This window comes from Arenicella chitinivorans (assembly GCF_014651515.1).
Classification (GTDB): Bacteria; Pseudomonadota; Gammaproteobacteria; order Arenicellales; family Arenicellaceae; genus Arenicella; species Arenicella chitinivorans.
This window is the reverse complement of the sequence record NZ_BMXA01000005.1, coordinates 12,495-35,007: the sequence shown is the minus strand read 5'-3', so window position 1 is coordinate 35,007 and position 22,513 is coordinate 12,495. Positions and strand designations below refer to the sequence as shown.

Annotated in this window: 22 protein-coding genes; 21 read left to right on the top strand and 1 reads right to left on the bottom strand. The window is 51.3% G+C overall.

Annotated features, from left to right (window positions below):
* Positions 1 to 19: 19 nt before the first annotated feature.
* Positions 20 to 2,119, bottom strand: coding sequence for a polyphosphate kinase 1 (ppk1, locus tag IE055_RS13195; RefSeq protein WP_189402001.1), 2,100 nt, complete (start codon positions 2,117 to 2,119; stop codon positions 20 to 22).
* Between the two features lie 225 nt (positions 2,120 to 2,344).
* Between ppk1 and IE055_RS13190 the strand changes: the two genes are divergently transcribed.
* From IE055_RS13190 to fadJ, 21 genes are all read left to right on the top strand, one after another.
* Positions 2,345 to 3,409, top strand: a complete 1,065-nt coding sequence (locus IE055_RS13190; protein WP_189401998.1) for a 3-deoxy-7-phosphoheptulonate synthase — start codon at positions 2,345 to 2,347, stop codon at positions 3,407 to 3,409.
* A gap of 83 nt (positions 3,410 to 3,492) precedes the next feature.
* Entirely contained in the window at positions 3,493 to 4,341 is an 849-nt protein-coding gene (gene aroE / locus IE055_RS13185) for a shikimate dehydrogenase (RefSeq protein ID WP_189401997.1), read from the top strand.
* A gap of 55 nt (positions 4,342 to 4,396) precedes the next feature.
* Positions 4,397 to 5,494: a 3-dehydroquinate synthase gene (gene aroB / locus IE055_RS13180; RefSeq protein WP_189401995.1), complete on the top strand. Its 1,098-nt coding sequence runs from the start codon at positions 4,397 to 4,399 to the stop codon at positions 5,492 to 5,494.
* The gene (aroQ, locus tag IE055_RS13175) at positions 5,491 to 5,922 is read left to right on the top strand and encodes a type II 3-dehydroquinate dehydratase (protein WP_189401993.1); all 432 of its coding nucleotides are present in this window, start codon (positions 5,491 to 5,493) and stop codon (positions 5,920 to 5,922) included. The genes aroB and aroQ overlap by 4 nt, the downstream gene beginning before the upstream one ends.
* Before the next feature lie 89 nt (positions 5,923 to 6,011).
* Entirely contained in the window at positions 6,012 to 7,127 is a 1,116-nt protein-coding gene (tgt, locus tag IE055_RS13170; protein WP_189401991.1) for a tRNA guanosine(34) transglycosylase Tgt, read from the top strand.
* A gap of 103 nt (positions 7,128 to 7,230) precedes the next feature.
* A complete protein-coding gene (gene yajC / locus IE055_RS13165) occupies positions 7,231 to 7,563 on the top strand; it encodes a preprotein translocase subunit YajC (protein WP_189401989.1) in 333 nt (110 codons plus the stop codon).
* Between the two features lie 142 nt (positions 7,564 to 7,705).
* On the top strand, positions 7,706 to 9,562 hold the full coding sequence (gene secD / locus IE055_RS13160; protein WP_189401987.1) for a protein translocase subunit SecD: 1,857 nt from the start codon (positions 7,706 to 7,708) through the stop codon (positions 9,560 to 9,562).
* Positions 9,563 to 9,579: 17 nt separating this feature from the next.
* The gene (gene secF / locus IE055_RS13155; RefSeq protein ID WP_189401985.1) at positions 9,580 to 10,530 is read left to right on the top strand and encodes a protein translocase subunit SecF; all 951 of its coding nucleotides are present in this window, start codon (positions 9,580 to 9,582) and stop codon (positions 10,528 to 10,530) included.
* A gap of 88 nt (positions 10,531 to 10,618) precedes the next feature.
* A complete protein-coding gene (gene glyA, locus IE055_RS13150; RefSeq protein ID WP_189401983.1) occupies positions 10,619 to 11,896 on the top strand; it encodes a serine hydroxymethyltransferase in 1,278 nt (425 codons plus the stop codon).
* Between the two features lie 38 nt (positions 11,897 to 11,934).
* Complete coding sequence (gene nrdR, locus IE055_RS13145; RefSeq protein ID WP_189401981.1) at positions 11,935 to 12,456, top strand: transcriptional regulator NrdR; 522 nt, start codon at positions 11,935 to 11,937, stop codon at positions 12,454 to 12,456.
* A 26-nt stretch (positions 12,457 to 12,482) separates the two neighbouring features.
* Positions 12,483 to 13,622 carry a bifunctional diaminohydroxyphosphoribosylaminopyrimidine deaminase/5-amino-6-(5-phosphoribosylamino)uracil reductase RibD gene (gene ribD / locus IE055_RS13140; RefSeq protein ID WP_229794292.1) on the top strand — a complete coding sequence of 380 codons (1,140 nt, stop codon included), beginning with the start codon at positions 12,483 to 12,485 and terminating at the stop codon, positions 13,620 to 13,622.
* 8 nt (positions 13,623 to 13,630) lie between these two features.
* Positions 13,631 to 14,284: a riboflavin synthase gene (locus IE055_RS13135; RefSeq protein ID WP_189401979.1), complete on the top strand. Its 654-nt coding sequence runs from the start codon at positions 13,631 to 13,633 to the stop codon at positions 14,282 to 14,284.
* A 34-nt stretch (positions 14,285 to 14,318) separates the two neighbouring features.
* The gene (locus IE055_RS13130; protein ID WP_189401977.1) at positions 14,319 to 14,711 is read left to right on the top strand and encodes an MAPEG family protein; all 393 of its coding nucleotides are present in this window, start codon (positions 14,319 to 14,321) and stop codon (positions 14,709 to 14,711) included.
* Between the two features lie 29 nt (positions 14,712 to 14,740).
* The gene (gene ribB / locus IE055_RS13125; RefSeq protein ID WP_189401975.1) at positions 14,741 to 15,835 is read left to right on the top strand and encodes a 3,4-dihydroxy-2-butanone-4-phosphate synthase; all 1,095 of its coding nucleotides are present in this window, start codon (positions 14,741 to 14,743) and stop codon (positions 15,833 to 15,835) included.
* Between the two features lie 67 nt (positions 15,836 to 15,902).
* Positions 15,903 to 16,370 (top strand): 6,7-dimethyl-8-ribityllumazine synthase, encoded by a 468-nt coding sequence (gene ribH, locus IE055_RS13120; RefSeq protein WP_189401973.1) that lies wholly within the window; start codon positions 15,903 to 15,905, stop codon positions 16,368 to 16,370.
* A 1-nt stretch (position 16,371) separates the two neighbouring features.
* The gene (gene nusB / locus IE055_RS13115; protein ID WP_189401971.1) at positions 16,372 to 16,800 is read left to right on the top strand and encodes a transcription antitermination factor NusB; all 429 of its coding nucleotides are present in this window, start codon (positions 16,372 to 16,374) and stop codon (positions 16,798 to 16,800) included.
* A gap of 47 nt (positions 16,801 to 16,847) precedes the next feature.
* The gene (gene thiL / locus IE055_RS13110; RefSeq protein WP_189401969.1) at positions 16,848 to 17,816 is read left to right on the top strand and encodes a thiamine-phosphate kinase; all 969 of its coding nucleotides are present in this window, start codon (positions 16,848 to 16,850) and stop codon (positions 17,814 to 17,816) included.
* A 26-nt stretch (positions 17,817 to 17,842) separates the two neighbouring features.
* Positions 17,843 to 18,328: a phosphatidylglycerophosphatase A family protein gene (locus IE055_RS13105; protein ID WP_189401967.1), complete on the top strand. Its 486-nt coding sequence runs from the start codon at positions 17,843 to 17,845 to the stop codon at positions 18,326 to 18,328.
* 55 nt (positions 18,329 to 18,383) lie between these two features.
* On the top strand, positions 18,384 to 18,932 hold the full coding sequence (gene ampD, locus IE055_RS13100; protein WP_189401965.1) for a 1,6-anhydro-N-acetylmuramyl-L-alanine amidase AmpD: 549 nt from the start codon (positions 18,384 to 18,386) through the stop codon (positions 18,930 to 18,932).
* A 97-nt stretch (positions 18,933 to 19,029) separates the two neighbouring features.
* Positions 19,030 to 20,313: an acetyl-CoA C-acyltransferase FadI gene (gene fadI / locus IE055_RS13095; protein WP_189401963.1), complete on the top strand. Its 1,284-nt coding sequence runs from the start codon at positions 19,030 to 19,032 to the stop codon at positions 20,311 to 20,313.
* A 31-nt stretch (positions 20,314 to 20,344) separates the two neighbouring features.
* Positions 20,345 to 22,462 carry a fatty acid oxidation complex subunit alpha FadJ gene (fadJ, locus tag IE055_RS13090; protein ID WP_189401961.1) on the top strand — a complete coding sequence of 706 codons (2,118 nt, stop codon included), beginning with the start codon at positions 20,345 to 20,347 and terminating at the stop codon, positions 22,460 to 22,462.
* The last annotated feature ends 51 nt before the right edge of the window (positions 22,463 to 22,513 follow it).

The window sequence follows — 22,513 nt, the reverse complement described above, 5'->3', positions numbered from 1 at the left end:
GCGAGGCGATTCGGTTGACTTAATACTCGTCGGCGTGGCGTTCCAACAGTGACTGTTGCGCATTGAAGCTTGGATCTTCTGGGTCGGCGGGAATGGCTTGAATGTATTTTCCATTTGCTTGCATCAGCCAAGCGTTACTGTTGTCCGCCAAATAAGCCTGTAAATCGTCGAGAATCGTTGCTTTGATGTTGGTGTCCAGAATTGGTGTGCATTGCTCGATGCGATTGCGTAGATTGCGCGGCATCAAATCGGCACTGGACAAATACAGCTCGCTTTCAGCCGCAGCGTTTAAGAAATAAAACACACGCCCATGCTCAAGAAATCGACCGACGACTGAGCGCACCGTGATGTTCTCTGACAGGCCCTCGACACCTGGTCGCAGACAACAGATACCGCGGATGATCAACTCGATCTTAACTCCGGCTTGCGACGCGTCGTACATCGCGTGGATGACTACCGGACTGGAAAGCCCATTGGCTTTAATGATGACGTGACTGTCGAGACCTTGTCGCGCATGCTCAGCCTCGCGCTGAATTCTCTTCACCAGCATATCGCTAATGCCAGCCGGTGACTGAAATAGCCGTGCCAATGGCGGATTTGGGCCTTGCGTGGTGAGTTGCATGAACAATTCGTGCACGTCTTGGGTAATGTCTTTGTCGTTGGTGATTAGACCGTAATCGGTATAAATCCGTGTGTTCCCTTGATGGTAGTTGCCCGTGCCAAGGTGAACGTAGCGTCGTAGCTTTTTGCGTTCGCGACGCACAATCATCAGCATTTTGGCATGCGTCTTTTTGCCTACCATGCCGTACACGACGTGCGCACCAGCCGATTGCAGTTTATGCGCCGTGTCCAGATTGTTTTGTTCATCGAAGCGTGCCATCAATTCGACAATAACCGTGACTTCTTTGCCGGCACGTGCGGCATCCTCAAGCAATTCCACCAGCACCGACTCCGACCCTGTACGATAGAGCGTCTGCTTGATGACTAACACATCTGGATCGTTTGCCGCCTGGCGCAACAGCTCAACCACCGGCGCAAATGACTGGAAAGGGTGGTGTAGCAAGACATCGCCATGGCTGATGGTGTCAAAAATATTATTTTGCTGTGTGAGGTTGTCAGGTGCTGACGGAGCAAACCCCTGGTATTTGATTTGCGGGCGATTGACCAGGTCTGGCAGGGTAATCAAACGGTTGAGATTTGCTGGTCCGTCCACCAAATAAATGTATTGGTCGGATATCTGGAATCTATCTTTGAGAAAGTTAAGAATTTTCTTGGGGCAGTTGGCCGATAATTCCAGGCGAATGGCTTCGCCGTACAAGCGTCGAGGTAACTCACCTTCTAGCGTGCGTGCCAAGTCTTCCACCGCTTCAAGGTCCACGTAGAGATCGCTATTACGTGTGATCCGGAACTGGTAGCAACCCAATACCTTCACATTGCTGAATAACTTACGGATATTCGCTTGAATGATCGACGCCAGATACACGTATTCGTATTCTTTTATGCACAGTTCGGGCGGCAAACGAATATAGCGTGGCAAGGCGCGGGGCGCAGGCACAATCGCAATATTGTGCGCGTCATCGCGATCCGGGTCGTGCAAGTCCACCACAATGCTTAGGCCTTTATTGATCGTCAGTGGGAATGGGTGAGCCGGGTCCAGTCGAATCGGGGTTAGGATCGGCAGAACTTCCCGTTTGAAGTACGCGCGGATCCATTTCGCTTGACCGCTGGTCCACTCGTGTTCTTCCACAAACTGGATGCCATAGTCTTGTAATTCGGGCAGCACCTGTTGATTCAGGGTTTTGTACTGTAGATCCACTAAGCGGTGTGCGCGTTCGCTGATTTTGTCGAGCGCGATTTGCGGTGTCATGCCATCCACGCTTTCGTTGGCCACGGCGCTTTGTGCCATGGCTTTCAATCCGGATACGCGGATTTCGAAAAACTCATCCATGTTGGAGCTGAATATGCACAAAAATTTGAGTCGCTCCAGCAATGGCACACGGGTATCTAAGGCCATGCTCAATACGCGTTCATGAAACGACAATAAACTCAGCTCCGTATTGAGAAACTGTGGTGTGTTCTGCGTAGTGGTATTGGATGGAATTACGGTCAAATCATTCATGCGTATTGTGCGGTATAGGTCTTATATATCGTGCGGAGCAACGCCAACAGCGAGCAAATCCAAATTTTGAGGTTTGTTTGTTACATTACGTCGAGATTGGCACCAAATTCGGAAACGGATTGCGGGTCCAGCGTGATATAGTCACTTTACCATGTTGCGGAGTTTTGAGCGTCAACAACCGCTGTCTTCATAGATTTCGCCAGATAACTTAATTTTGTTCTAACCATGAAACGTACAGATGACCTAAGAATTGCTGAAACCAAGGAACTAATTTCCCCAGTCCATATCCACGAACAGTTTCCGTTGACCGATGACGCAGCGAATACCACCGCACAGGCGCGAGCGGAAATCGAAGCGGTGATGGCCGGTGATGATGATCGGTTGGTGGCGATAGTCGGACCCTGTTCTATCCACGACCCCGAATCTGCGTTGGAATATGCGAGTCGGCTGGTCGAGTTGAAGCAGGAATTGGCGGACGAACTGGTGATTGTGATGCGCGTATATTTTGAAAAGCCGCGCACCACCGTTGGTTGGAAGGGGTTGATCAACGACCCCGATTTAAACAGTAGTTTTAGCGTCAACAAGGGGCTCGGAATTGCGCGTAACTTGTTGCTCTCGATCAATGATCTTGGTGTCCCAGCAGGCTGTGAGTATCTGGATCTCATTACACCGCAATACACCGGTGATATCGTGTCTTGGGGTGCGATTGGTGCGCGTACCACAGAGAGTCAGTGCCATCGCGAGTTGGCCTCCGGTTTGTCGTGTCCTGTTGGGTTTAAGAATGGTACCGATGGCAACCTCAAAATTGCAGTAGATGCCATCGGCGCGGCCAGCAATCCGCACCATTTTCTGTCAGTGACCAAAGAAGGGCGTACAGCAATTGTGGCGAGTACTGGCAATCAGTTTACGCATATTATTTTGCGTGGCGGCAGCGATGAACCCAATTTCGCGAAAGTCTTTGTGGATCAGGCGGCCGGAATGCTTGAAGACGCGGGGTTGCGGCCGAACATCATGATCGACTTTAGTCATGCCAACAGTTACAAACAGTTTTCCAAGCAGCGCCTTGTGTGTGAGGACGTGTGTCGTCAGATCGAGCAAGGCGAGAGCCGCGTTTTTGGCGTGATGATCGAGTCGAATTTGGTTGAAGGTAAGCAAAAGGTGGTCGAAGGACAATCGCTGGTATACGGTCAAAGCATTACCGATGGCTGTATCGGCTGGCAAGAAACGGAAGACCTTTGCCGAAACCTTGCAAATGCGGTACGATCAAGACGTGCAGTGCGTGCCGCTTGATATTAAGTGGTGAAAGACGACTTTATTCATAATCCTGAGGGGCTTTAGGACTGAGTCACTCGCTACGTTTGACAGGGTAAAATTTGAAGAGATTTGCGTTATTGGGAGAACCGTTGGGCCACAGCTTAAGCCCAGTGCTGCACAAGGCGATATACCGTCAGCTCGAAATTGACGACGCCTCGTACCGAACGGTGGAGTTACCAGAGGAACGGCTCAAGGGGTTTTTCTCTGGTTTCCGTGTTGGCGGTTTCGATGGCGTTAATGTCACCACACCTCACAAATTCCATGTCATCCAACTGCTTGACGAGGTCGACAGCAAAGCCAAGCTGATTAACGCGGTCAATTGTGTTAATCGCGTGGGCAATAAACTGACCGGTTACAATACTGACCTGCTGGGGTTTGCCTACTCTCTCCGTCAGAACGATGTTCAGATTGAAGGTAATCAGTTTGCCATTCTGGGGGCTGGCGGAAGTGCGCAGGCAGTTGGCGCCGTGTTGGCTGAAGGCGAGGCAAAACGCGTTCTTATAATTAATCGCACTCAAGAGAGGGCGGAACAATTAAAGTCGGTTATCCTTGCGGTTAATGATGCGATTGATGTGATCCTGTGTGATGAGGCCGAGTTGGCCCAGCGCGCGCCCGAACTGGATTGTATTATCAATACCACCTCTGTTGGCATGGCGCCAAATGTGAAGGTATCGCCACTGTCCAAGTCGATTTTTCATGAAGGTTGTCTGGCCTTTGACCTGGTCTATAACCCGAAACAAACTCAATTTCTGATCGATGCTGAGAAGCAGGGTGCGAACACAGTTAATGGCCTGCAGATGCTGGTCGCGCAAGCAGTTTATTCAGTGGAAATCTGGATGGGCGGTAACATCGTGGCGCATGTTGACATGAATGCGCTGGTCAGGGACCTTGAGAAAGCGATAAAATAACGCCAAGGCGCAAACTAACCCGTACGATGATCTGTCGTACGCCAATTCTATTCTTATGCAGTTTGATTCACAGTTGCACCGTGTCCCCGTTGACCTGGGTGAGCACGCTTATGACATCGAGGTGGGCTACGGCCTGCGGAACCAGCTAGCCGAACACCTTGCACCTTGGAATAAGGGTCAACAATGGGTCGTGCTGACACAACAAGCTATCTTTGATATTTATGCCCCCGTGGTGGATTCGCTGCGCGCGGCCGGGTTCAATATTCATCCCATTATCGTACCGGGCGATGAGTCGGCCAAGAACATCCGTTATGCCGAGCAGGTCTGGTCCGAAATGGTTGAGTTAGGTTGCGACCGCTCTTCGATTTTATTGGCACTAGGTGGTGGTGTGGTTGGTGATCTAGGTGGTTTTGTGGCCGCGACCTATATGCGTGGCATACCGTTTGTACAGATCCCAACAACCTTGTTGGCGATGGTGGATTCAGCGATTGGTGGCAAAACCGCCGTTAATCTGGCGGCAGGTAAAAACTTGGTTGGCGCGATTTACCAGCCTAAAGCGGTGCTGATTGATCCGGACTTTCTTGCAACTTTGCCGCGACGAAATGTGATTTCATCGTTAGCCGAAGCGGTCAAATATGGCTTTATTCGTGACGTGTCTATATTTGAGACCTTTGAAACACGGTTTGACGACCTGGTGGCGCTAAATGACGAGGCACTGCTGAGTGAAATTATCGCTAAGAGCTGCGCCATCAAGGCGGCCATTGTGTCGGCAGACCAATTTGAAAACGGTGAGCGCCGATTGCTCAACTATGGGCACACCATTGGTCACGCGTTTGAAACTCTGGAAGCGTATCAAGGTCTCTACCACGGCGAAGCGGTGCTGTATGGCATGAAATGCGCCAATTTTATTTCGCATCACAAGGGGTTGTTGTCTAAAGCCGATTATCTGCGTGCTAAAGCCGTGCTGGATCGCTTTGAACTGCCGCCGCTGTCGAAAATGGCGGCCGAGGACATTCTTAAGGTGGTTGCACACGATAAGAAGTACATCAATGGCAAGCTGAATTTTATTGTGCTGGATGCGCTGGGCAACGGGCTCGTGTCGACGGATGTGACCGCGGACGATATCACCGCCAGTCTGGGTGAAGTGGCATGAAAATTCTGATCGTTAACGGACCGAATCTGAATCTGCTTGGCGAGCGTGAGCCGGAGGTATACGGCAGTGAGTCGTTGGCGGATGTGAATGCCTGGATTCGCGCGCAACCGGAGTCGGAAGGGCATGAACTGGTTTTTTTTCAGTCCAACCATGAAGGCGTCATTATCGATCATCTGCAAGCGCATCGCCGCGAGGCCGACGCAGTGATCATTAATCCGGGTGGATTGACGCATTATTCAGTGGCGCTGCGAGATGCGATTTCCGGCTGTCAAATACCGACCGTGGAAGTGCATCTGTCCGATATTCACGCGCGCGAGGCTTTTCGGCAGGTTTCCATGATCAAGGATGTGTGCTTGACGCAGATTGCCGGTCGAGGCAAGCAAGGGTATGTGGACGCGTTGGCGTTTTTGAATCAGCACCTCGGCTGAGCCACGATCCTACTTGTTGTTGGTGAAATATTGCCAGCATCCACCATAATTGCATTGCCCGGTGTTGGGAATTATCTATAATCCGGCGCATGAAATTTGATCTCTTAAAAACCGACGGCCAGGCTCGTCGAGCGCGACTCTCATTCGCCCGTGGTGATATTCAGACGCCGATATTCATGCCTGTTGGCACCGCCGCGACCGTCAAAGCCGTAACGCCGCAGGAGCTGGAGCAGGTTGGGGCGCAGATCGTGCTCGGTAATACCTTTCATCTTATGTTGCGCCCGGGTACCGATGTTATTCAGGCGCACGGTGATCTGCACGACTTTATGCAGTGGCAGAAACCAATATTGACCGATTCGGGTGGATTCCAGGTCTGGTCGCTGGCTGAGCTTCGAAAGATTTCAGAGCAAGGCGTGACCTTTCGTTCGCCCATCGACGGGAGCAAGAAGTTCCTCGGCCCTGAAGAGGCTATCGAAATCCAGCGCAAGCTGGGCTCGGATATTGTGATGATCTTCGATGAATGTACGCCGTTTCCGGCCACTGAAGCCGAAGCGCGGTCGTCCATGGAATTGTCGATGCGCTGGGCTAAACGCTCTAAAGACGCCCATGGCGATAGCCGCTCAGCGTTGTTTGGGATTATTCAAGGTGGTATGTACGAGCATTTGCGCGACGAATCCTTGGCCGGTCTCAAGGAAATCGGTTTTGATGGTTATGCAATTGGTGGCTTATCGGTTGGCGAGCCAAAGGAAGATATGTATCGCATACTGCGCCATCTGGCGCACAAAATGCCGGAGCATGCCCCACGTTATTTGATGGGTGTGGGCACGCCGGAGAATTTGGTCACCGCAGTCAGCTATGGTGTGGATATGTTTGATTGCGTTTTGCCAACTCGCAATGCGCGCAATGGTTGGCTGTACACGCGAACCGGCGTGGTCAAGATCCGCAATGCCAAATATGAGATGGATACCCGTCCGATAGATGAAACCTGCGGCTGTGACACTTGTAAACAGTTTTCGCGCTCTTATATTAAGCACTTACTGAAAACCAATGAGATTTTAGGTGCTCGATTGGCAACCGTACATAACCTGCATTTTTTCCTCGATTTAATGCAGCAGATGCGTGACGCCATTGAGGCAGGCCAGTTCGATGAATTTCGTGCAAATTTCTTCGAGATGCGCGGTCAACCTGACCCAACTGTGGCATAATTCGCCCTTGATTTTTTGGGTCATCCGACGCCCAGTGCATAGACAGTATGGCGCTAGGAACACACAAACTATTGAAAATAACCAGGTACACAGGTAAAGCCTAATGAACGACTTACTTAGTTTTTTTATTTCAGACGCCGCGGCACAAACTGCCGGTGCATCAGGGTCCAGCAGTATCATGAGCCTGTTGCCAATGATTCTTCTGTTCGTGGTATTTTATTTTTTGCTGATTCGCCCGCAGCAAAAACGTCAAAAAGAACATCGCAATATGGTTGGCGGATTAAGCAAAGGCGATGAAGTGGTCACCATGGGTGGTGTGCTGGGCAAAATCACTCAGGTTGATGAGAACTTTCTTACCGTTGAAATAGCGCAGGGCACTGAAATTCGTGTACAGCGCATGTCAGTTCAGGCCATGATGCCAAAGGGCACGTATTAATCCAGTTGTCAGAGTGTTGACGCGGGCTGGTGCAACTAAGCATGCCATGTCATCAGTCCCACCAAGCCTCTTACACGCAGCGTGACTGTACGCCAGCTTTGTGCAGTCAGTGTTTTCGAGCTGAGCACCGTCGTTATAAATTATGAATAAAAACCCTACCTGGAAGTATCTACTGTTGTTGTTCATCATCGCGTTCGGCGTGATATACGCAACCCCAAATCTGTTTCAAGCCGAACCTGGTTTGCAGGTTGTTGGCGCACGGACTGCCGAAGTCGACAACACCGTGATGGAGCGGGTCAAGACCACGCTCGAAACGGCTGGTATTGAAGTCAAATCCATTACACTTGAGCCAGGCAAAGTGCGAGCTCGGTTAGGGTCTGAAGACGATCAAACTCGCGGTCAGCGAATCTTGAAAGAAGAGCTTGGAGACTTGTATCCGGTTGCGATGGCGGATTTGACCACCACACCAGATTGGTTACAAAGCCTCGGTGGTGCGCCGATGTATCTTGGGCTGGATCTGCGTGGTGGCGTTCACTTTTTGCTGCAAGTCGACATGGACGCGGCAGAAAAGAAAGCCAATGACGACTACTACGAAGACATTCGCAAGCTGTTACGTGAAGAAGGCTTACGTTATTCGGGTATCAATCAACAGGCAGACGGCAGTATCACCATTCGTTTTACCGATGAAGAGGTGCGCGACCAATCCTATGACCAAGTTTCGGCCAAGTATCCTGAGTTACAGCGTTTAGAGAGTGAACAGGATGGCAGCTACATTTTAACGATCGAAGTCAACGAGACTGCGCTGGCCGAGATTCGCGGCGCCGCCTTGAAGAAAAATATGTTGGCTTTGCGCAATCGAATCGACCAACTGGGTGTCTCTGAACCGGTGATTCAACAACAAGGCGTGGATCGGATTGTGGTGCAGTTGCCCGGTGTTAAAGATCCGTCAATTGCCAAAGAGATTTTAGGTAAAACGGCCACTCTGCAGATCCACCTAGTGGACGAAGACAATCAAGCTTCAAATGTACGTGGTCGTGTACCAAGCGGTTCAGAGCGATTTTATTTCCGAGATGGCACGCCGATTTTGCTGCAAAAGCGCGTGTTGTATTCCGGTGAGAACATTATTGACGCCAGTGCCGGCTTTAGTCAGCAAGATGGCGGTCCTGTAGTGAATATCCGCCTGGACGCAAAAGGAACGACTATCAACGCCGATGTGACAGGCGACAACATCGGCAACCGCATGGCGGTGGTGTATGTGGAGTCAATACCTGAGACGGTGACCGGGCCGGACGGTGAAGTCAAAATTGTCACTAAAGAAGTCAAAGAAGTGATCACGGCTCCGCGTATCAACGACCAGCTGGGTAAAAGTTTCATTATTACTGGCCTGGACGGCAGTAAAGAGGCGCAAGATATCGCTTTATTGCTGCGTGCTGGTTCGCTGGCCGCGCCGGTCTACATTATTGAAGAGCGCACAGTCGGTCCAAGCCTGGGGGCTGAGAATATCAGCAAGGGTTTCAAGTCGGTTGCCATCGGCTTTATGTTGGTGCTGGTGTTCATGGCAATCTTTTATCGCGTTTTTGGTCTGGTTGCGAGCTTTGCGCTGGTGCTGAATCTAGTGATTATTGTCGGTGTGCTGTCCTTGCTGCAGGCGACTTTAACGCTGCCCGGTGTGGCCGGTCTGGTTTTGACCGTCGGTATGGCGGTGGATGCCAACGTGCTGATATTTGAGCGAATTCGGGAAGAAATTGCCGATGGTGCGTCACCGCAGATGGCGATTCATCGCGGCTATGACAACGCCTTCTCAACCATTATTGACGCCAATTTGACGACCTTGATTGCTGCGCTAGTACTGTTCAATTTCGGTACTGGCCCTATCCGAGGCTTTGCAATCACGTTGAGTATCGGTATTGCGACCTCAATGGTGACCGCGATTTTTGTGTCACGCGTGTTGATTAATTTTATCTACGGTAATCGTCGATTGGAGAAGCTCGCCATTTAAGCGGCCGGAACAGAACTATGCAATTATTTAAAACTGAGACGCGCATCGACTTTATTGGTAAACGCTTGATTGCGCTGGTGATTTCTGCCGTATTGTTGTCGGCAGGTATCTATTCGCTGGCTACCAAAGGCTTGAACTTCGGTATTGATTTTTCCGGCGGTACCAAGGTGGAACTGATCTACCAAGACACGGTGCAAGTATCGGATATCCGCAGTGTGCTGCAACAAGGTGGTTTTACTGAGGCCGTGGTGCAGTATTTTGGCAGTGATGAAGATGTGTTGATTCGAGTGCCATTAAGTGACGAGACAAACGACGACAAAGTCAGTACGCGTATCGTTGATCTGTTGGCAGCTTCAGCCGTTGGCGCTGGAGAAGTGAAGAGCGTTGAGTTCGTTGGGCCGACCTTTGGCAAAGAGTTGTTTGAAAAAGGAATATTGGCACTGGTCTATGCACTGATCGGTATCATGATCTACGTCGCGTTCCGATTCGAGTGGAAATTTTCTCTCGGTTCGGTCATCGCCTTGGTCCACGATGTGGTTATCACACTGGGTGTTTTTTCGTTGATTCAAATGGAATTTACCATGCCAGTGCTGGCGGCCTTGTTGGCGGTGATTGGTTATTCCTTGAACGACACCATCGTGGTGTTCGACCGTATTCGCGAAAACTTTCGTCGTTTACGCGAAGTGAATACCGAGCAGATCATGAATACCTCGATCAATCAGACATTGCCACGAACTATTTTGACTTCCCTGACCACCTTATTGGTGTTGCTGGCATTGTATGTCTACGGTGGTGAAGCATTGCAAGGTTTTGCGCTGACGCTGATTATTGGTGTGGTCATTGGTACCTATTCATCGATTTTCGTTGCCAGTCCATCGGTGTTGATGCTGGGCGCGAAACCGGAAGACTTGATAGTGGAAGTGGTTGAGAAGGAGGGCGCGGATCAACCGAGCCAATACCTCCCATAACCTGAAAGCACGTGCCCCGCGCGTAGTTGCAGACATGCTCGCGCGCTGATGGCCTGACAGATTTTAAAATTTTAGCGGAGATATCCACATGTTTAAGAAAGCCAATACCATTGCTGAGCTGGACCCTGAAATCTGGAGTGCCATTTGTGACGAAAATACTCGTCAGGAAGAGCATATCGAATTAATCGCGTCGGAAAACTATGCCAGCCCAGCAGTGATGCAGGCACAAGGCACAAAATTGACCAATAAGTACGCTGAAGGGTACCCAGGTAAGCGTTACTATGGCGGTTGCGAGTACGTAGACGTTGCCGAAGATCTTGCGATTGCTCGGCTGAAAGAGCTGTTTGGTGCCGATTACGCGAACGTGCAACCACACTCTGGTTCCTCGGCCAATATTGCAGTGTATCAAGCAGTTCTCAATCCGGGTGATACAGTGCTAGGCATGAGCCTGGATCACGGTGGTCACCTTACACACGGTGCTAAGGTCAACTTTTCAGGACGTTTGTACAACTCTGTGCAATACGGTCTGGTCGAAGCGACGGGCGAGATTGATTATGACCAAGTCGAAGCCTTGGCGTTGGAACACAAACCCAAAATGATCGTGGCTGGGTTCAGTGCGTATTCGCGTGTTGTGGATTGGCAGCGTTTTCGTGATATTGCCGATCAAGTTGGTGCGGTCATGATGTGCGACATTGCTCATGTGGCGGGTCTGATTGCGGCGGGCTTGTATCCAAACCCCGTTCAAATCGCCGATGTCGTCACCACAACAACTCACAAAACACTGCGCGGTCCGCGTGGCGGTGTGATCATGGCGAAGGCCAATAAAGAGCTCGAAAAAGCACTTAATTCGCGTGTTTTTCCGGGTTCGCAAGGTGGTCCATTGATGCATGTGATTGCAGCCAAAGCGGTTGCATTCAAGGAGGCACTCGCGCCGGAATTTAAAACTTATCAAGAGCAGGTTTTGGCGAATTCACGTCGCTTGGCAGAGGGGCTGAAAGCCCGTGGCTATGCGCCGGTTTCTGGTGGTACCGATAACCATTTAAGCTTGATTAGTTTGGTCGAAAAAGGCATTACCGGTAAAGCCGCGGAAGCAGCTCTGGGCGCAGCCAACATTACCGTCAATAAAAACAGCGTACCAAGCGACCCGCAAAGTCCGTTCGTGACCAGCGGCATTCGGATTGGCACGCCAGCGGTGACCACGCGTGGCTTTGGTCTAAAGGATATGGACCAATTGGCGACCTGGATGGCAGATGTGATGGATACGGTCGATGCCGAAGGTGGCTATGACACTGCGGTGATCGAACGCGTTAAGGGCGAAGTGCTGGCCTTGTGCGGATTGTATCCGGTTTACGATTACGTCGATTAAGCGTGCGTACCTTATTGGCTTGCCAAGACTGATTCAAGATGCGTTGCCCGTTTTGCCAAAACGAAGATACCCGAGTCATTGATTCTCGTCTTACTGAGGACCGTGATGCGGTGCGCCGTCGGCGGTCCTGTGAGGCCTGCGGGGAACGCTTTTCGACCATGGAAGAGGCGAGTCTGAAACTACCTTATATCGTCAAGTCCAACGGCGATAGAGAGCACTACGATGAATCTAAATTGGCGCGCGGTCTTGAGCGGGCGCTCGAAAAACGCCCTGTTGAGTCGCGCGAAATCGAACTAATATTGCATCGCATAAAACGCAATCTTTTGACTTCTGGAGAGCGCGAGATTCCAGCCCGTGAAATCGGAGAACTGGTAATGAACGAACTGCGCGAAGTTGATCAGGTCGCCTACGTACGCTTTGCGTCTGTGTATCGCTCTTTTCAGGATGTCGACGCGTTTAGCGATGAAATTCGTCGATTACAGCGGCAGACGGTTCGAGGGCGGCGTGAGTCGCGCGCGAAACTGCAAGAAAAAGATCGCGATGATACTCACAAATCCTGACACACGACCCGCTATCCTCTCGCATCATGAGTCATAGTATAGCTAATACCAGCGTGGACCCCGGTGAGTCGATTATGCAGCGAGTTCTAGAGCTTGCTGCTCAAGGGACTGCGAGTACGCAACCTAACCCTAGAGTTGCGTGTGTGATCGTGAATAATGGTGAAATCGTTGGTGAAGGCGTTCACCAGCGCGCCGGTGAGCCGCATGCTGAGCGACTCGCGTTGGAACAAGCCGGTGAGCGTGCTCGTGGCGGAACCGCGTATGTGAACCTCGAGCCATGTTGTCATCAAGGCCGTACCCCACCGTGCACCGATGGGTTGATCGACGCTGGTATCAGCAAAGTGATTGCTGCAATGCGTGATCCAAACCCCTTAGTCGAAGGTGGCGGTTTCGAGATGCTAGCGGCAGCCGGAATTGAAGTAGAGCACGGTTTGATGGAGGAACAGGCGCGTTGGTTAAATCGCGGCTTTGTCAGTCGCATGACGCGCGAACGCCCTTGGGTAACGCTAAAAACTGGCGCTACTCTGGATGGACGCACCGCAGCTTATGACGGCACCAGCAAATGGATTACCAGTGCAGAAGCGCGAATCCGAGTCCAAGAATTACGCGCCGCCAGCTCGGCCGTCATCACCGGTATTGGAACAGTTCAGGCGGATGATCCCAGTTTGGATGTGCGTATTGACGGAGCGCTACGTCAGCCTTTACGTGTGGTGCTGGATAGCCATCTGCAATTGACTGACAATGCACGAGTTATTGGTCAGGATGGCCACTGTCATGTGTTTACGTTGTCGCAAGACGAGCAGCGAATTGATGCGCTGAGCGCGGCTGGTGTCGAAGTGGTGGCATTATCGGATCTGAGTTCAGGGCGTATCAGTCTGCCGGAAATGCTGGCTGAATTGGCGAAATGGCAATGTAATGAAGTACTTATCGAGGCCGGTTCCACCTTAAGTGGTGCGTTTATTGAATCCGGGCTGGTCGATGAGTTAGCGTTATTTTATGCGGGTAGCATTTTAGGGGATAAGGCCCAAAGCATGTTTCAATTTGAGCAACCCGTGCCCTTTGATCAGCGTGCGGAGTTTGTAATAAACAATGCCGAAATGATCGGCCCCGACGTGTTCGTGCAAGCATTGAATCAACACAGCTGGCAGTCGCTGAATCAGAACTGAGGTAGTGTATGTTTACTGGAATTATTGAAACCATCGGCACCGTTATCGCGACCAAACAACTCGGTGGTGATATTCGAATTACCGTCCAAGCACCAGCCTTTGCTGAGCGTGACGTAGCCTTAGGCGACAGCATCGCAAGTAATGGTGTATGTCTCACCGTGATTGAACAACATGGTGATGCATTTGTGTTTGATGTCTCACGCGAAACCATTACCCATTCGTTAATTGGTGAATGGAAAGTCGGTGCGCGTGTGAACCTTGAAATGGCGATGTTGCCCACCACACGCCTGGGCGGTCACTTAGTGTCAGGTCATGTCGATGGTTTGGCACAGTTGTGTCAACTGGAGACCGATGCGCGATCAACTAGGATGGTGTTTCGTGCGCCGGCAGATTTGAGTCGATACATTGCACGCAAAGGTAGTATTACGATCAATGGTGTCAGTCTCACGGTGAATTCCGTGGCGGGCGATGAATTCGACGTGAATGTGATTCCGCATACGTTTGAAGTGACCACGCTTGGCGGTCTCGGTATAGGAGATAAGGTGCATATCGAGGTGGACTTGATTGCGCGCTATCTGGAACGTCTAATGAGCGGCGAGCAGCCGCAGCACTCAAGCTTGACTGCGGGTTTTCTGGCTGAGCATGGCTTTAAATCCAGTTAATCACTCGCTACTATCACGTTAGGGGAGACTGACGATGTTTATCACACCACTTTACGCCGCCGCATTTGGTTTGCTGTATGTATTTTTGGCCCTGAATGTTATTCGCCTTCGATTTCGCTACCGCGTTGGGTACGGAGAAGGGGGCCACGGTGATCTGATTAAAGCTGTCCGAGCACACGCGAACTTTGCTGAGTACGTGCCAATCGCGCTGATTTTAATGTGGATTGTTGAGAGCATGACGTTTTCATCCATGCTGGTGTTTTGGCTGGGCGCGGCACTGTTGGTCGCACGCGTGCTGCATGTGTTTGGTATGCTTTACCCAAAAAGCATGTTGATTTGCCGGCAAATTGGCATGGTGGTTACCTTGGCTGTCATCGCGATTGCCTCTGTGCAACTGTTGATTTTCTATCTACCGGCTTCGATTTAACGCGTTGCTGAGAAATACTGAGACTAATTATGGCTTTGAGTAGTATCGAAGAAATTTTGGAAGACTACCGTAACGGTAAAATGGTTATCATTACCGATGACGAGGACCGTGAGAACGAGGGCGACCTGATGATGGCGGCTGACCATGTGCGGCCAGAAGACATCAACTTTATGGCGCGCTATGGGCGTGGTCTGATCTGCCTGACTTTAACCGAGGAGCGGTGCGAAAAACTGGGGCTGCCGTTGATGGTCGGTGACAACAACGGCGCACGATTTTCGACTAATTTCACCATGTCGATCGAAGCAGCTGAAGGTGTTACAACTGGCATTTCTGCGGCGGATCGAGCGCGGACAGTACAAGCCGCGGTGGCACACGATGCCAAGCCCGGTGACATTGTCATGCCGGGTCATATCTTTCCGATCATGGCACAGCCTGGCGGGGTATTGAGTCGCGCAGGGCATACCGAAGCTGGTATCGACTTCGCGCGCTTAGCTGGGCGCGAGCCAGCCAGCGTGATCTGTGAGATATTAAACGAAGATGGCACCATGGCACGTATGCCGGATCTGGTGAAGTTTGCTGAAGAACACGATCTCAAAATATGCTCGATTGCGGAATTGATTCGTTATCGCCTCGAAAAAGAGCCAACCGTAGTTCCGGTTGAAGACACTGAAATAGAAACCGAGCGCGGCAAGATTCGCTGCGTGGTGTTCAAGGACACCGAGCGCGATGAGACGCATGCGGCATTAATCGCTGGTGAGGTGAAACCCGACGTGCCACTGCCAGTACGGATTCATGTCGAGTCCGACCTGTTGGCTGTGCTAAAAGGATTGAACAACAAAGCCACATTCCCGGTACAGGATGCAGTAGACTACATTCTAGAAGCCGGCACAGGTATTGTTGTGATCTTGCGTTATGCGCAAAATGCTGAAGAAGTGATTTACGATATCGAGCAAATCAAAGACAATAAGCGCCCCGGAAATCAGGGGCATCTGCGCTTGCTGGGTGCTGGCAGTCAGATTTTGTCTAGTCTGGGAGCCCGTCAGATTCAGGTAATGGGCCGCGCGCGCAAAACGCACGGTTTGTCTGGCTTTGATATCGAAATCGTTGAATATATTGAAAAATAAAAACACTGTGGGCCTGAGTCTGGCATAAGGTCGGCACTCTCACCGCAGCTAACACTACCGAATTATTATGAGTCACAAAGTTATCACCGGCGAGTTACACGGTAACAGCCAAAAAATCGCCATCGTTCTGGGACGTTTTAACAGCTTCATTGGTGATGCCTTGCTCGGCGGTGCCATTGACGTATTAGAACGCCACGGCGTGCCCAGCGACCAGATTACCGTAGCGTATGTTCCAGGTGCATTTGAGATCCCGTTAGCGGTTAAAAAAATGGCAGCCAGCGGCAAGTACGACGGTGTGGTGGCACTGGGCGCTGTGATTCGTGGTTCAACACCGCATTTTGACTATGTGGCCGGCGAATGTGCCAAGGGTTTAAACACGGCGCAGCTGGATACCGGCATACCGGTCGGCTTCGGCGTGTTGACTGTAGACACCATCGAACAAGCGATTGAGCGTGCAGGCACCAAAGCGGGGAATAAAGGCGCTGAGGCTGCAATGACCGTGCTTGAAATGATCAATGTGATGGCGAAACTGTAAGATGACTGCCAAGAAGGCCACGTCCAATCGCCACAACGCACGTCGTGCCGCGGTTCAAGCGCTGTATCAATGGGATCTGACCAAACAGGCTGCAGAGGACATTGAAAAGCAATTCAGTCAGATTCATGATATGCAAAACGTGGATCGAAAGTACCTGCGCATGATCATGGCAGAGCTGCCTGGTCAGGCCAGCGAGTTGGAAGCATCAATCAAACCACACATCGGCCGGGAATTTTCCAGCCTAGACCCGGTAGAGCGCGCGATTTTGCGTCTTGGCGCGTTTGAGTTGCATAATCGCCAAGATGTGCCAACTAAGGTCGTACTCAATGAGATGATCGAATTGGCCAAAGTGTTCGGGTCTGAGCACAGTTATAAATTTATTAACGGCGTCATGGACAAAATGGCGACTGCCATTCGCTCGGCGAGATAGTTTCGCCTGTTTATGTTAACCGCCGCCGGAATCCTCCTTTATTCCACGTGTCGGAATTCAGCGTAATTGAGCAATATTGCACCGCTCTGGGTGCGTCGCATTCGGGCACCGAAATCGGCGTCGGTGATGATGCCGCCGTAGTTGCTGTGCCGCCAGGTATGCGTTTGGCGGTCAGCGTGGACTCTATGGTTGAAGGCGTCCACTTCTTTCAGGATGCAGCGCCAAACGATCTGGCTTGGAAGCTTTTGAACGTCAACCTAAGTGATATGGCTGCCATGGGCGCGCTACCCAAATGGGCCACAGTGACCTTGACCATGCCGCAGGAAAACCACCTGTGGCTAGCTGATTTTTCAGCTGAGTTACACCGTGCTGCAACGCAGGCTGGTGTACAGATAATTGGTGGTGATACAACGCGCGGACAACTTAATATATCATTGACAATCATGGGCTTGCTGCCAAAAGATGATGTGATTTCACGTTCCGGTGCTAAGCCCGGTGACGATCTTTATGTATCTGGTACCCTTGGCGATGCTGCGCTCGCGTTGGCGGCCATTGAGCAACGCGTCGCGTTGAGTGCGGTGCAGCGTCGTGTCGTTGAAGCGAAATTGCATCGACCCCAGGCGCAGGTTGCGTTGGGGCAGGCCTTACTTGGTTTCGCCAGTGCCGGGCTGGATATTTCTGATGGCTTGTTGGGCGATCTTGCGCACATTGCTAAAGCGAGCCAAGTGAGCGTTGAAGTGAATGCTGATGCGGTACCCGTGTCACAGGTGTATCGCGAGTATCAGAACGCTGGTGGGGATTTGAGTCTTGCTTTGGCTGGCGGCGATGACTACCAGCTGGCGTTCACGGCATCCGCTCAGCATCGTGATTCGGTCCTGGCGCAGGCTGCTAAGTTGGGCGTTGAGGTAACATGCATTGGTCGAATCGTGCCACTCAGTTCGACCCCGGTGGTCGTGTTGCTTGATGGCAAACCGGCGCCTGAATTGAGCCACTCTAGCTACCAGCATTTTGATTAACCCTATTAATTTCTGAACACCATGATATGACCGACGCCGTTCAATTTCAGCTTCGCAACCCGATACACTTGTTTGCCCTTGGCTTTGGTTCCGGCTTGATTAAACCAGCGCCTGGCACGTGGGGTACGCTGGCATCAGTACCTGTCTTTTGGGTGATTGTGCAATTCTTGCCGCCAGCGCAACTTGGCTATGCCATGATGTTGGCGGTGACGTTTTTGTTTGGCGTGTATGTTTGTGGCCAAACGGCGCGTGATGTTGGTGTGCATGATCATGGCAGTATTGTCTGGGATGAGTTTGTTGGCTATTTTGTAACTATGGCAATGGTGCCGCCAAGCTGGTTAAATTTGGCCCTCGGTTTTGTGCTGTTTCGTGTCTTGGATATTGTTAAGCCGTGGCCAATCAAGCTGCTCGATAAACATGTACATGGTGGCTTGGGTATCATGATCGACGACGTTGTTGCTGGTGTAATTGCGGCCACTGTGCTCTATTTTGCGCAGCCTTACCTACCTTAATGGTATCGGTCACGCAAAGTTTTAGTGACGTGAATGCCTCGGCAAGAGTTGTGTCGTGAGACTGGATCCGATCACTGGCTGGTTGGACACGGCGCGTATCGAACCGTCGCCTAATTTTGATCAGCGGCCCACAGGCGCAGAACCCGAGTGTATTATTTTGCACTGCATTTCACTGCCCCCGGGTGAGTACGGACAGGACTACATCACCCGTTTTTTTCTGAACACGCTGCCAACAGCGGCGCACCCATATTTTGCCGGTATCGCTAACCTTAAAGTATCTGCACACTTTTTAATCGATCGGCTCGGTAATGTAACTCAGTTTGTCTCCACGTATGATCGCGCTTGGCACGCCGGGGAATCTGTGTGCCTGCAACGCCCGCGTGTGAATGATTTTTCCATTGGCATTGAACTTGAAGGGCTGGATACAGATCCTAATGGCTTTACTGACGCACAATATATGGCCCTCAACCCGCTCATAGCAACACTCAAAACCGCGCATCCAAAGATCAACGATACGCAGCTGTTTAGCCACAGCGACATCGCACCGACTCGAAAACCGGATCCCGGTCCATATTTTGATTGGCAACGCGTATTTGCCCGCTAAATATTGGACATAGTGTCAGTATTAAGTGCGTTGATTCATCACAATTTGGTAGTATGCTTAACAGGGTTAAGCAACAATCATCAATCTGGAAGACACCATGAATTCACTGAACATCCGCGTCGCCGTGGTCGCTGGCGCACGAACTCCATTTTTGCGCATCGCGACGGGGTTTAGCGAACTACCGGCACGCACTTTGGCCGCCAAGCTGGTTAAAGAGTTAGTGCAGCGTGCTGATCTTGATCGCAGCACCGTCGAGAAACTGGTGTTTGGCCAAGTGGTGATGGCGCCAGACGCACCCAATATCGCTCGTGAGATTGTGATGAGTGCAAATTTGCCGACATCCACCGATTCTTACAGTGTGTCTCGTGCCTGCGCCAGCAGTTACCAATCGGCGGCAGACATCGCCTTGAATATCCAATCCGGTATTATCGATACCGGTATCGCTGGCGGTTGTGATGTGATGTCCCAGCCTCCCATTAGCTTCAATAAGAAAATGACCGAAGCAATGGTTCGTTCGAGCTACAGCAAAGGTTCAAAATTAAAGGCGTTCAAAGGCATCGGTTTGCGTGATTTAATGCCGACGCAACCGGCGATCAAAGAGCCTTCGTCTGAGCTGACGATGGGACAGGCGGCCGAAAAAATGGCCAAAGAAAACGGCATCAGTCGCGCAGACCAAGATGCACTGGCACATCGCTCGCACACCAATGCCGCCCAGGCTTGGGAACAAGGTTGGTTTGATGCTCAGGTGGCCCCAATTTTGACCGGTCGTGATTATACCCCGGTGAGTAAAGACAATTTATTCCGTGCCGATTCGGAACTAAGTAAATACGCCAAGCTGAAACCGGTATTTGATCGCCAATACGGCTCGGTGACTGCGGCGAACAGTTCCCCCTTGACTGACGGTGCGTCGGCCGTGGTGCTAATGCGCGAAGATAAAGCGAAGGCACTTGGTTACACACCGCTCGGTTACATTAAGAGTTTTGCGTTTGCTGCGCTCGACCCTAATTGGCAAATGCTAATGGGGCCGTCGTTCGCCACACCGAAGGCGCTGGATCTAGCTGGATTGTCGTTGGCCGATATTGATCTGATCGACATGCACGAAGCGTTTGCTGCGCAAGTATTGTCAAACACGCAGGCGTTTGCCTCCAAGCAGTTCGCGCAGGAACGGCTTAACCGCGAACAGGCGATTGGCGAAATTGACTTCGACAAATTGAATATCACTGGCAGTTCGATTTCGCTGGGTCATCCTTTTGCGGCCACGGGCACGCGTCAATTGACGCAAATGCTGTATGACTTGCAACGTACCGGCAAGCAGCACGGCTTAATCACCGCGTGTGCAGCCGGTGGTTTGGGTGCGGCTATGGTGCTGGAATCAGCGTAGGGTTAACGGTAGGCGAGAACAGGAACAGACAATGAGCATATTTACCTTAGACACACAGGATGGCATTGCGACCATCACCATGAACGATCCGAGTCAGCCTCAGAACGTGCTGAATTCTGGTATTCAGACCGAGTACGAAGCGGTGTTCAGTCAAATTGAACTGGACGACTCGCTCGCAGGACTGATCTTTCAGTCTGGTAAACCCGGTTGTTTCTTGGCTGGCGCAGATATTTCTATGTTGCAGGGTATTACTTCTGAAGAGCAGGCAGTCGAGTCTTCGGAGTTATTGCACGCCATGTTTGACCGCATCACCAAGCTGAAAATACCAACCGTGGCCGCCATCGATGGCGTGTGTCTGGGCGGTGGTTTGGAGTTGGCGTTGGCGTTTGACTATCGCATTGCGTCGGACGATAAGGCGACTAAAATTGGTTTGCCCGAAGTTCAGTTGGGCCTGATTCCGGGCGGCGGTGGCACTCAGCGTCTGCCGCGTTTAATCGATTTGCCTACTGCGCTGGACCTGCTATTGACCGGCAAACAGCTCAATGGCAAGCGTGCCCATAAAGCAGGCATTGTGGATGCAGTTGTGCCGGCGTCGATCCTGACCGACGTCGCGACTCGCTATATTGCAAGAGGTAAACCAAAGCGCCGTCAAAGTGCTAAAAACTGGTTGTTCAAATTTGGCCCAATCCGAAAATATGTGATTTCGCAGGCGCGCAGCAAAACGCTGAAAGCGACCAAGGGAAAATACCCGGCGCCGATCAAAATATTGAAGGTGGTGAACCGTGGTTTGCGTATGGGGTTGAAAAAAGGTCTAAAGAACGAAGCCAAAGCATTTGGTCATATGTTGATGACGCCAGAGTCTCAGCAGTTGGTGAATATCTTCTTCGCTAGCACGGATTTAAAAAAAGATACCGGCGTCGACAGTGATGCCACGGCGGTGCCAGTAGAGCAGGTTGGCGTGCTTGGTGCGGGTTTAATGGGCGCGGGCATAGCGTATGTCTCTGCCACCAAAGCCGGAAAAACCGTGCGCTTGAAAGATATCAGCAACGAGGGCGTTGCCAAAGGCATTGCTTATACCGGTAAGATTCTGGATAAACAGGTTGCGCGGAGACGCATGACCGCGTTGGATCGCCAGGCACACCTAGCGCGCTTAACTGGCGGCACCGACTATCGTGGATTTGCCACGAGTGATGTGGTGATCGAAGCCGTGTTCGAGAGCCTGGACCTGAAGCAAGGTATGGTTGCCGATATCGAAGCGCTGAACACTGAGAAGAAGACAATTTTCGCCACTAACACCTCGGCTATTCCGATTGATTCGGTAGCGGCTAACGCCAAATACCCGGAGCGTGTGGTCGGTATGCATTACTTTTCCCCGGTCGAAAAAATGCCCTTGTTGGAAGTGGTGACCGGCAGCAAAACCGCTGATTGGGTGACTGCCACGGCTGTGGAATTGGGCAAGCAGCAGGGCAAAACGGTGATCGTGGTGAACGATGGCCCCGGATTTTACACTACCCGTATTCTGGTTCCCTACAACATGGAAGCCGTGCGCATGGTCCTAGAGGGCGTGGCAATCGAGGAGGTCGATTCGGCACTTGAGCACTTTGGCATGCCAGTTGGTCCGATCAAGCTGATGGACGAAGTTGGTATTGATGTGGGCGCACACATCGTAACCACATTAAATCAAGCGTTCGGTGATCGTATTCCACTGATTGATGGTGTCGACAGAGTGCTGGCAGATGATCGTAAAGGACGCAAAAATGGTCGAGGATTTTACGACTATTCAGAGAAATCTAAAGGCAAACAGGTGGACGAAACCATCTACGATGTCCTGAACCTGCCTAACCACGGGCGCACCGAACTGAGTGGTCAGGCCATCGCTGAACGGATCATATTGACGATGCTCAATGAAGCGGCGTACTGTCTACAAGATGGTATTCTGCGTTCTGCGCGTGACGGCGATATCGGTGCTATCTTTGGGCTTGGTTTTCCACCATTCCTCGGCGGGCCATTCCGTTATATGGATACACTCGGTGCCGCGGCCGTGGTTGAAAAGCTAGAAGCTCTTAAAGCCGAATTTGGCTTGCGGTTCGAGCCTGCGCCAATTTTGCGCAAGCATGCTAAAAAAGGAACTCGCTTCTATACTGCCTAAGGTGGGCTTGATTTCATGCAGGTATTTTTAATTTAATCAATCGTTTACGGA

Excerpts from the sequence above, each read along its gene's own strand:
- ppk1 (WP_189402001.1), bottom strand. The coding sequence starts at position 2,119 with ATGAATGATTTGACCGTAATTCCATCCAATACCACTACGCAGAACACA.
- ribB (WP_189401975.1), top strand. The coding sequence starts at position 14,741 with ATGGCTTTGAGTAGTATCGAAGAAATTTTGGAAGACTACCGTAACGGT.
- IE055_RS13190 (WP_189401998.1), top strand. The coding sequence starts at position 2,345 with ATGAAACGTACAGATGACCTAAGAATTGCTGAAACCAAGGAACTAATT.
- nusB (WP_189401971.1), top strand. The coding sequence starts at position 16,372 with ATGACTGCCAAGAAGGCCACGTCCAATCGCCACAACGCACGTCGTGCC.
- fadI (WP_189401963.1), top strand. The coding sequence starts at position 19,030 with ATGAATTCACTGAACATCCGCGTCGCCGTGGTCGCTGGCGCACGAACT.
- tgt (WP_189401991.1), top strand. The coding sequence starts at position 6,012 with ATGAAATTTGATCTCTTAAAAACCGACGGCCAGGCTCGTCGAGCGCGA.
- secD (WP_189401987.1), top strand. The coding sequence starts at position 7,706 with ATGAATAAAAACCCTACCTGGAAGTATCTACTGTTGTTGTTCATCATC.
- secF (WP_189401985.1), top strand. The coding sequence starts at position 9,580 with ATGCAATTATTTAAAACTGAGACGCGCATCGACTTTATTGGTAAACGC.
- ribD (WP_229794292.1), top strand. The coding sequence starts at position 12,483 with ATGAGTCATAGTATAGCTAATACCAGCGTGGACCCCGGTGAGTCGATT.
- nrdR (WP_189401981.1), top strand. The coding sequence starts at position 11,935 with ATGCGTTGCCCGTTTTGCCAAAACGAAGATACCCGAGTCATTGATTCT.
- aroB (WP_189401995.1), top strand. The coding sequence starts at position 4,397 with ATGCAGTTTGATTCACAGTTGCACCGTGTCCCCGTTGACCTGGGTGAG.
- ribH (WP_189401973.1), top strand. The coding sequence starts at position 15,903 with ATGAGTCACAAAGTTATCACCGGCGAGTTACACGGTAACAGCCAAAAA.
- IE055_RS13105 (WP_189401967.1), top strand. The coding sequence starts at position 17,843 with ATGACCGACGCCGTTCAATTTCAGCTTCGCAACCCGATACACTTGTTT.
- aroQ (WP_189401993.1), top strand. The coding sequence starts at position 5,491 with ATGAAAATTCTGATCGTTAACGGACCGAATCTGAATCTGCTTGGCGAG.
- fadJ (WP_189401961.1), top strand. The coding sequence starts at position 20,345 with ATGAGCATATTTACCTTAGACACACAGGATGGCATTGCGACCATCACC.
- IE055_RS13130 (WP_189401977.1), top strand. The coding sequence starts at position 14,319 with ATGTTTATCACACCACTTTACGCCGCCGCATTTGGTTTGCTGTATGTA.
- IE055_RS13135 (WP_189401979.1), top strand. The coding sequence starts at position 13,631 with ATGTTTACTGGAATTATTGAAACCATCGGCACCGTTATCGCGACCAAA.
- yajC (WP_189401989.1), top strand. The coding sequence starts at position 7,231 with ATGAACGACTTACTTAGTTTTTTTATTTCAGACGCCGCGGCACAAACT.
- glyA (WP_189401983.1), top strand. The coding sequence starts at position 10,619 with ATGTTTAAGAAAGCCAATACCATTGCTGAGCTGGACCCTGAAATCTGG.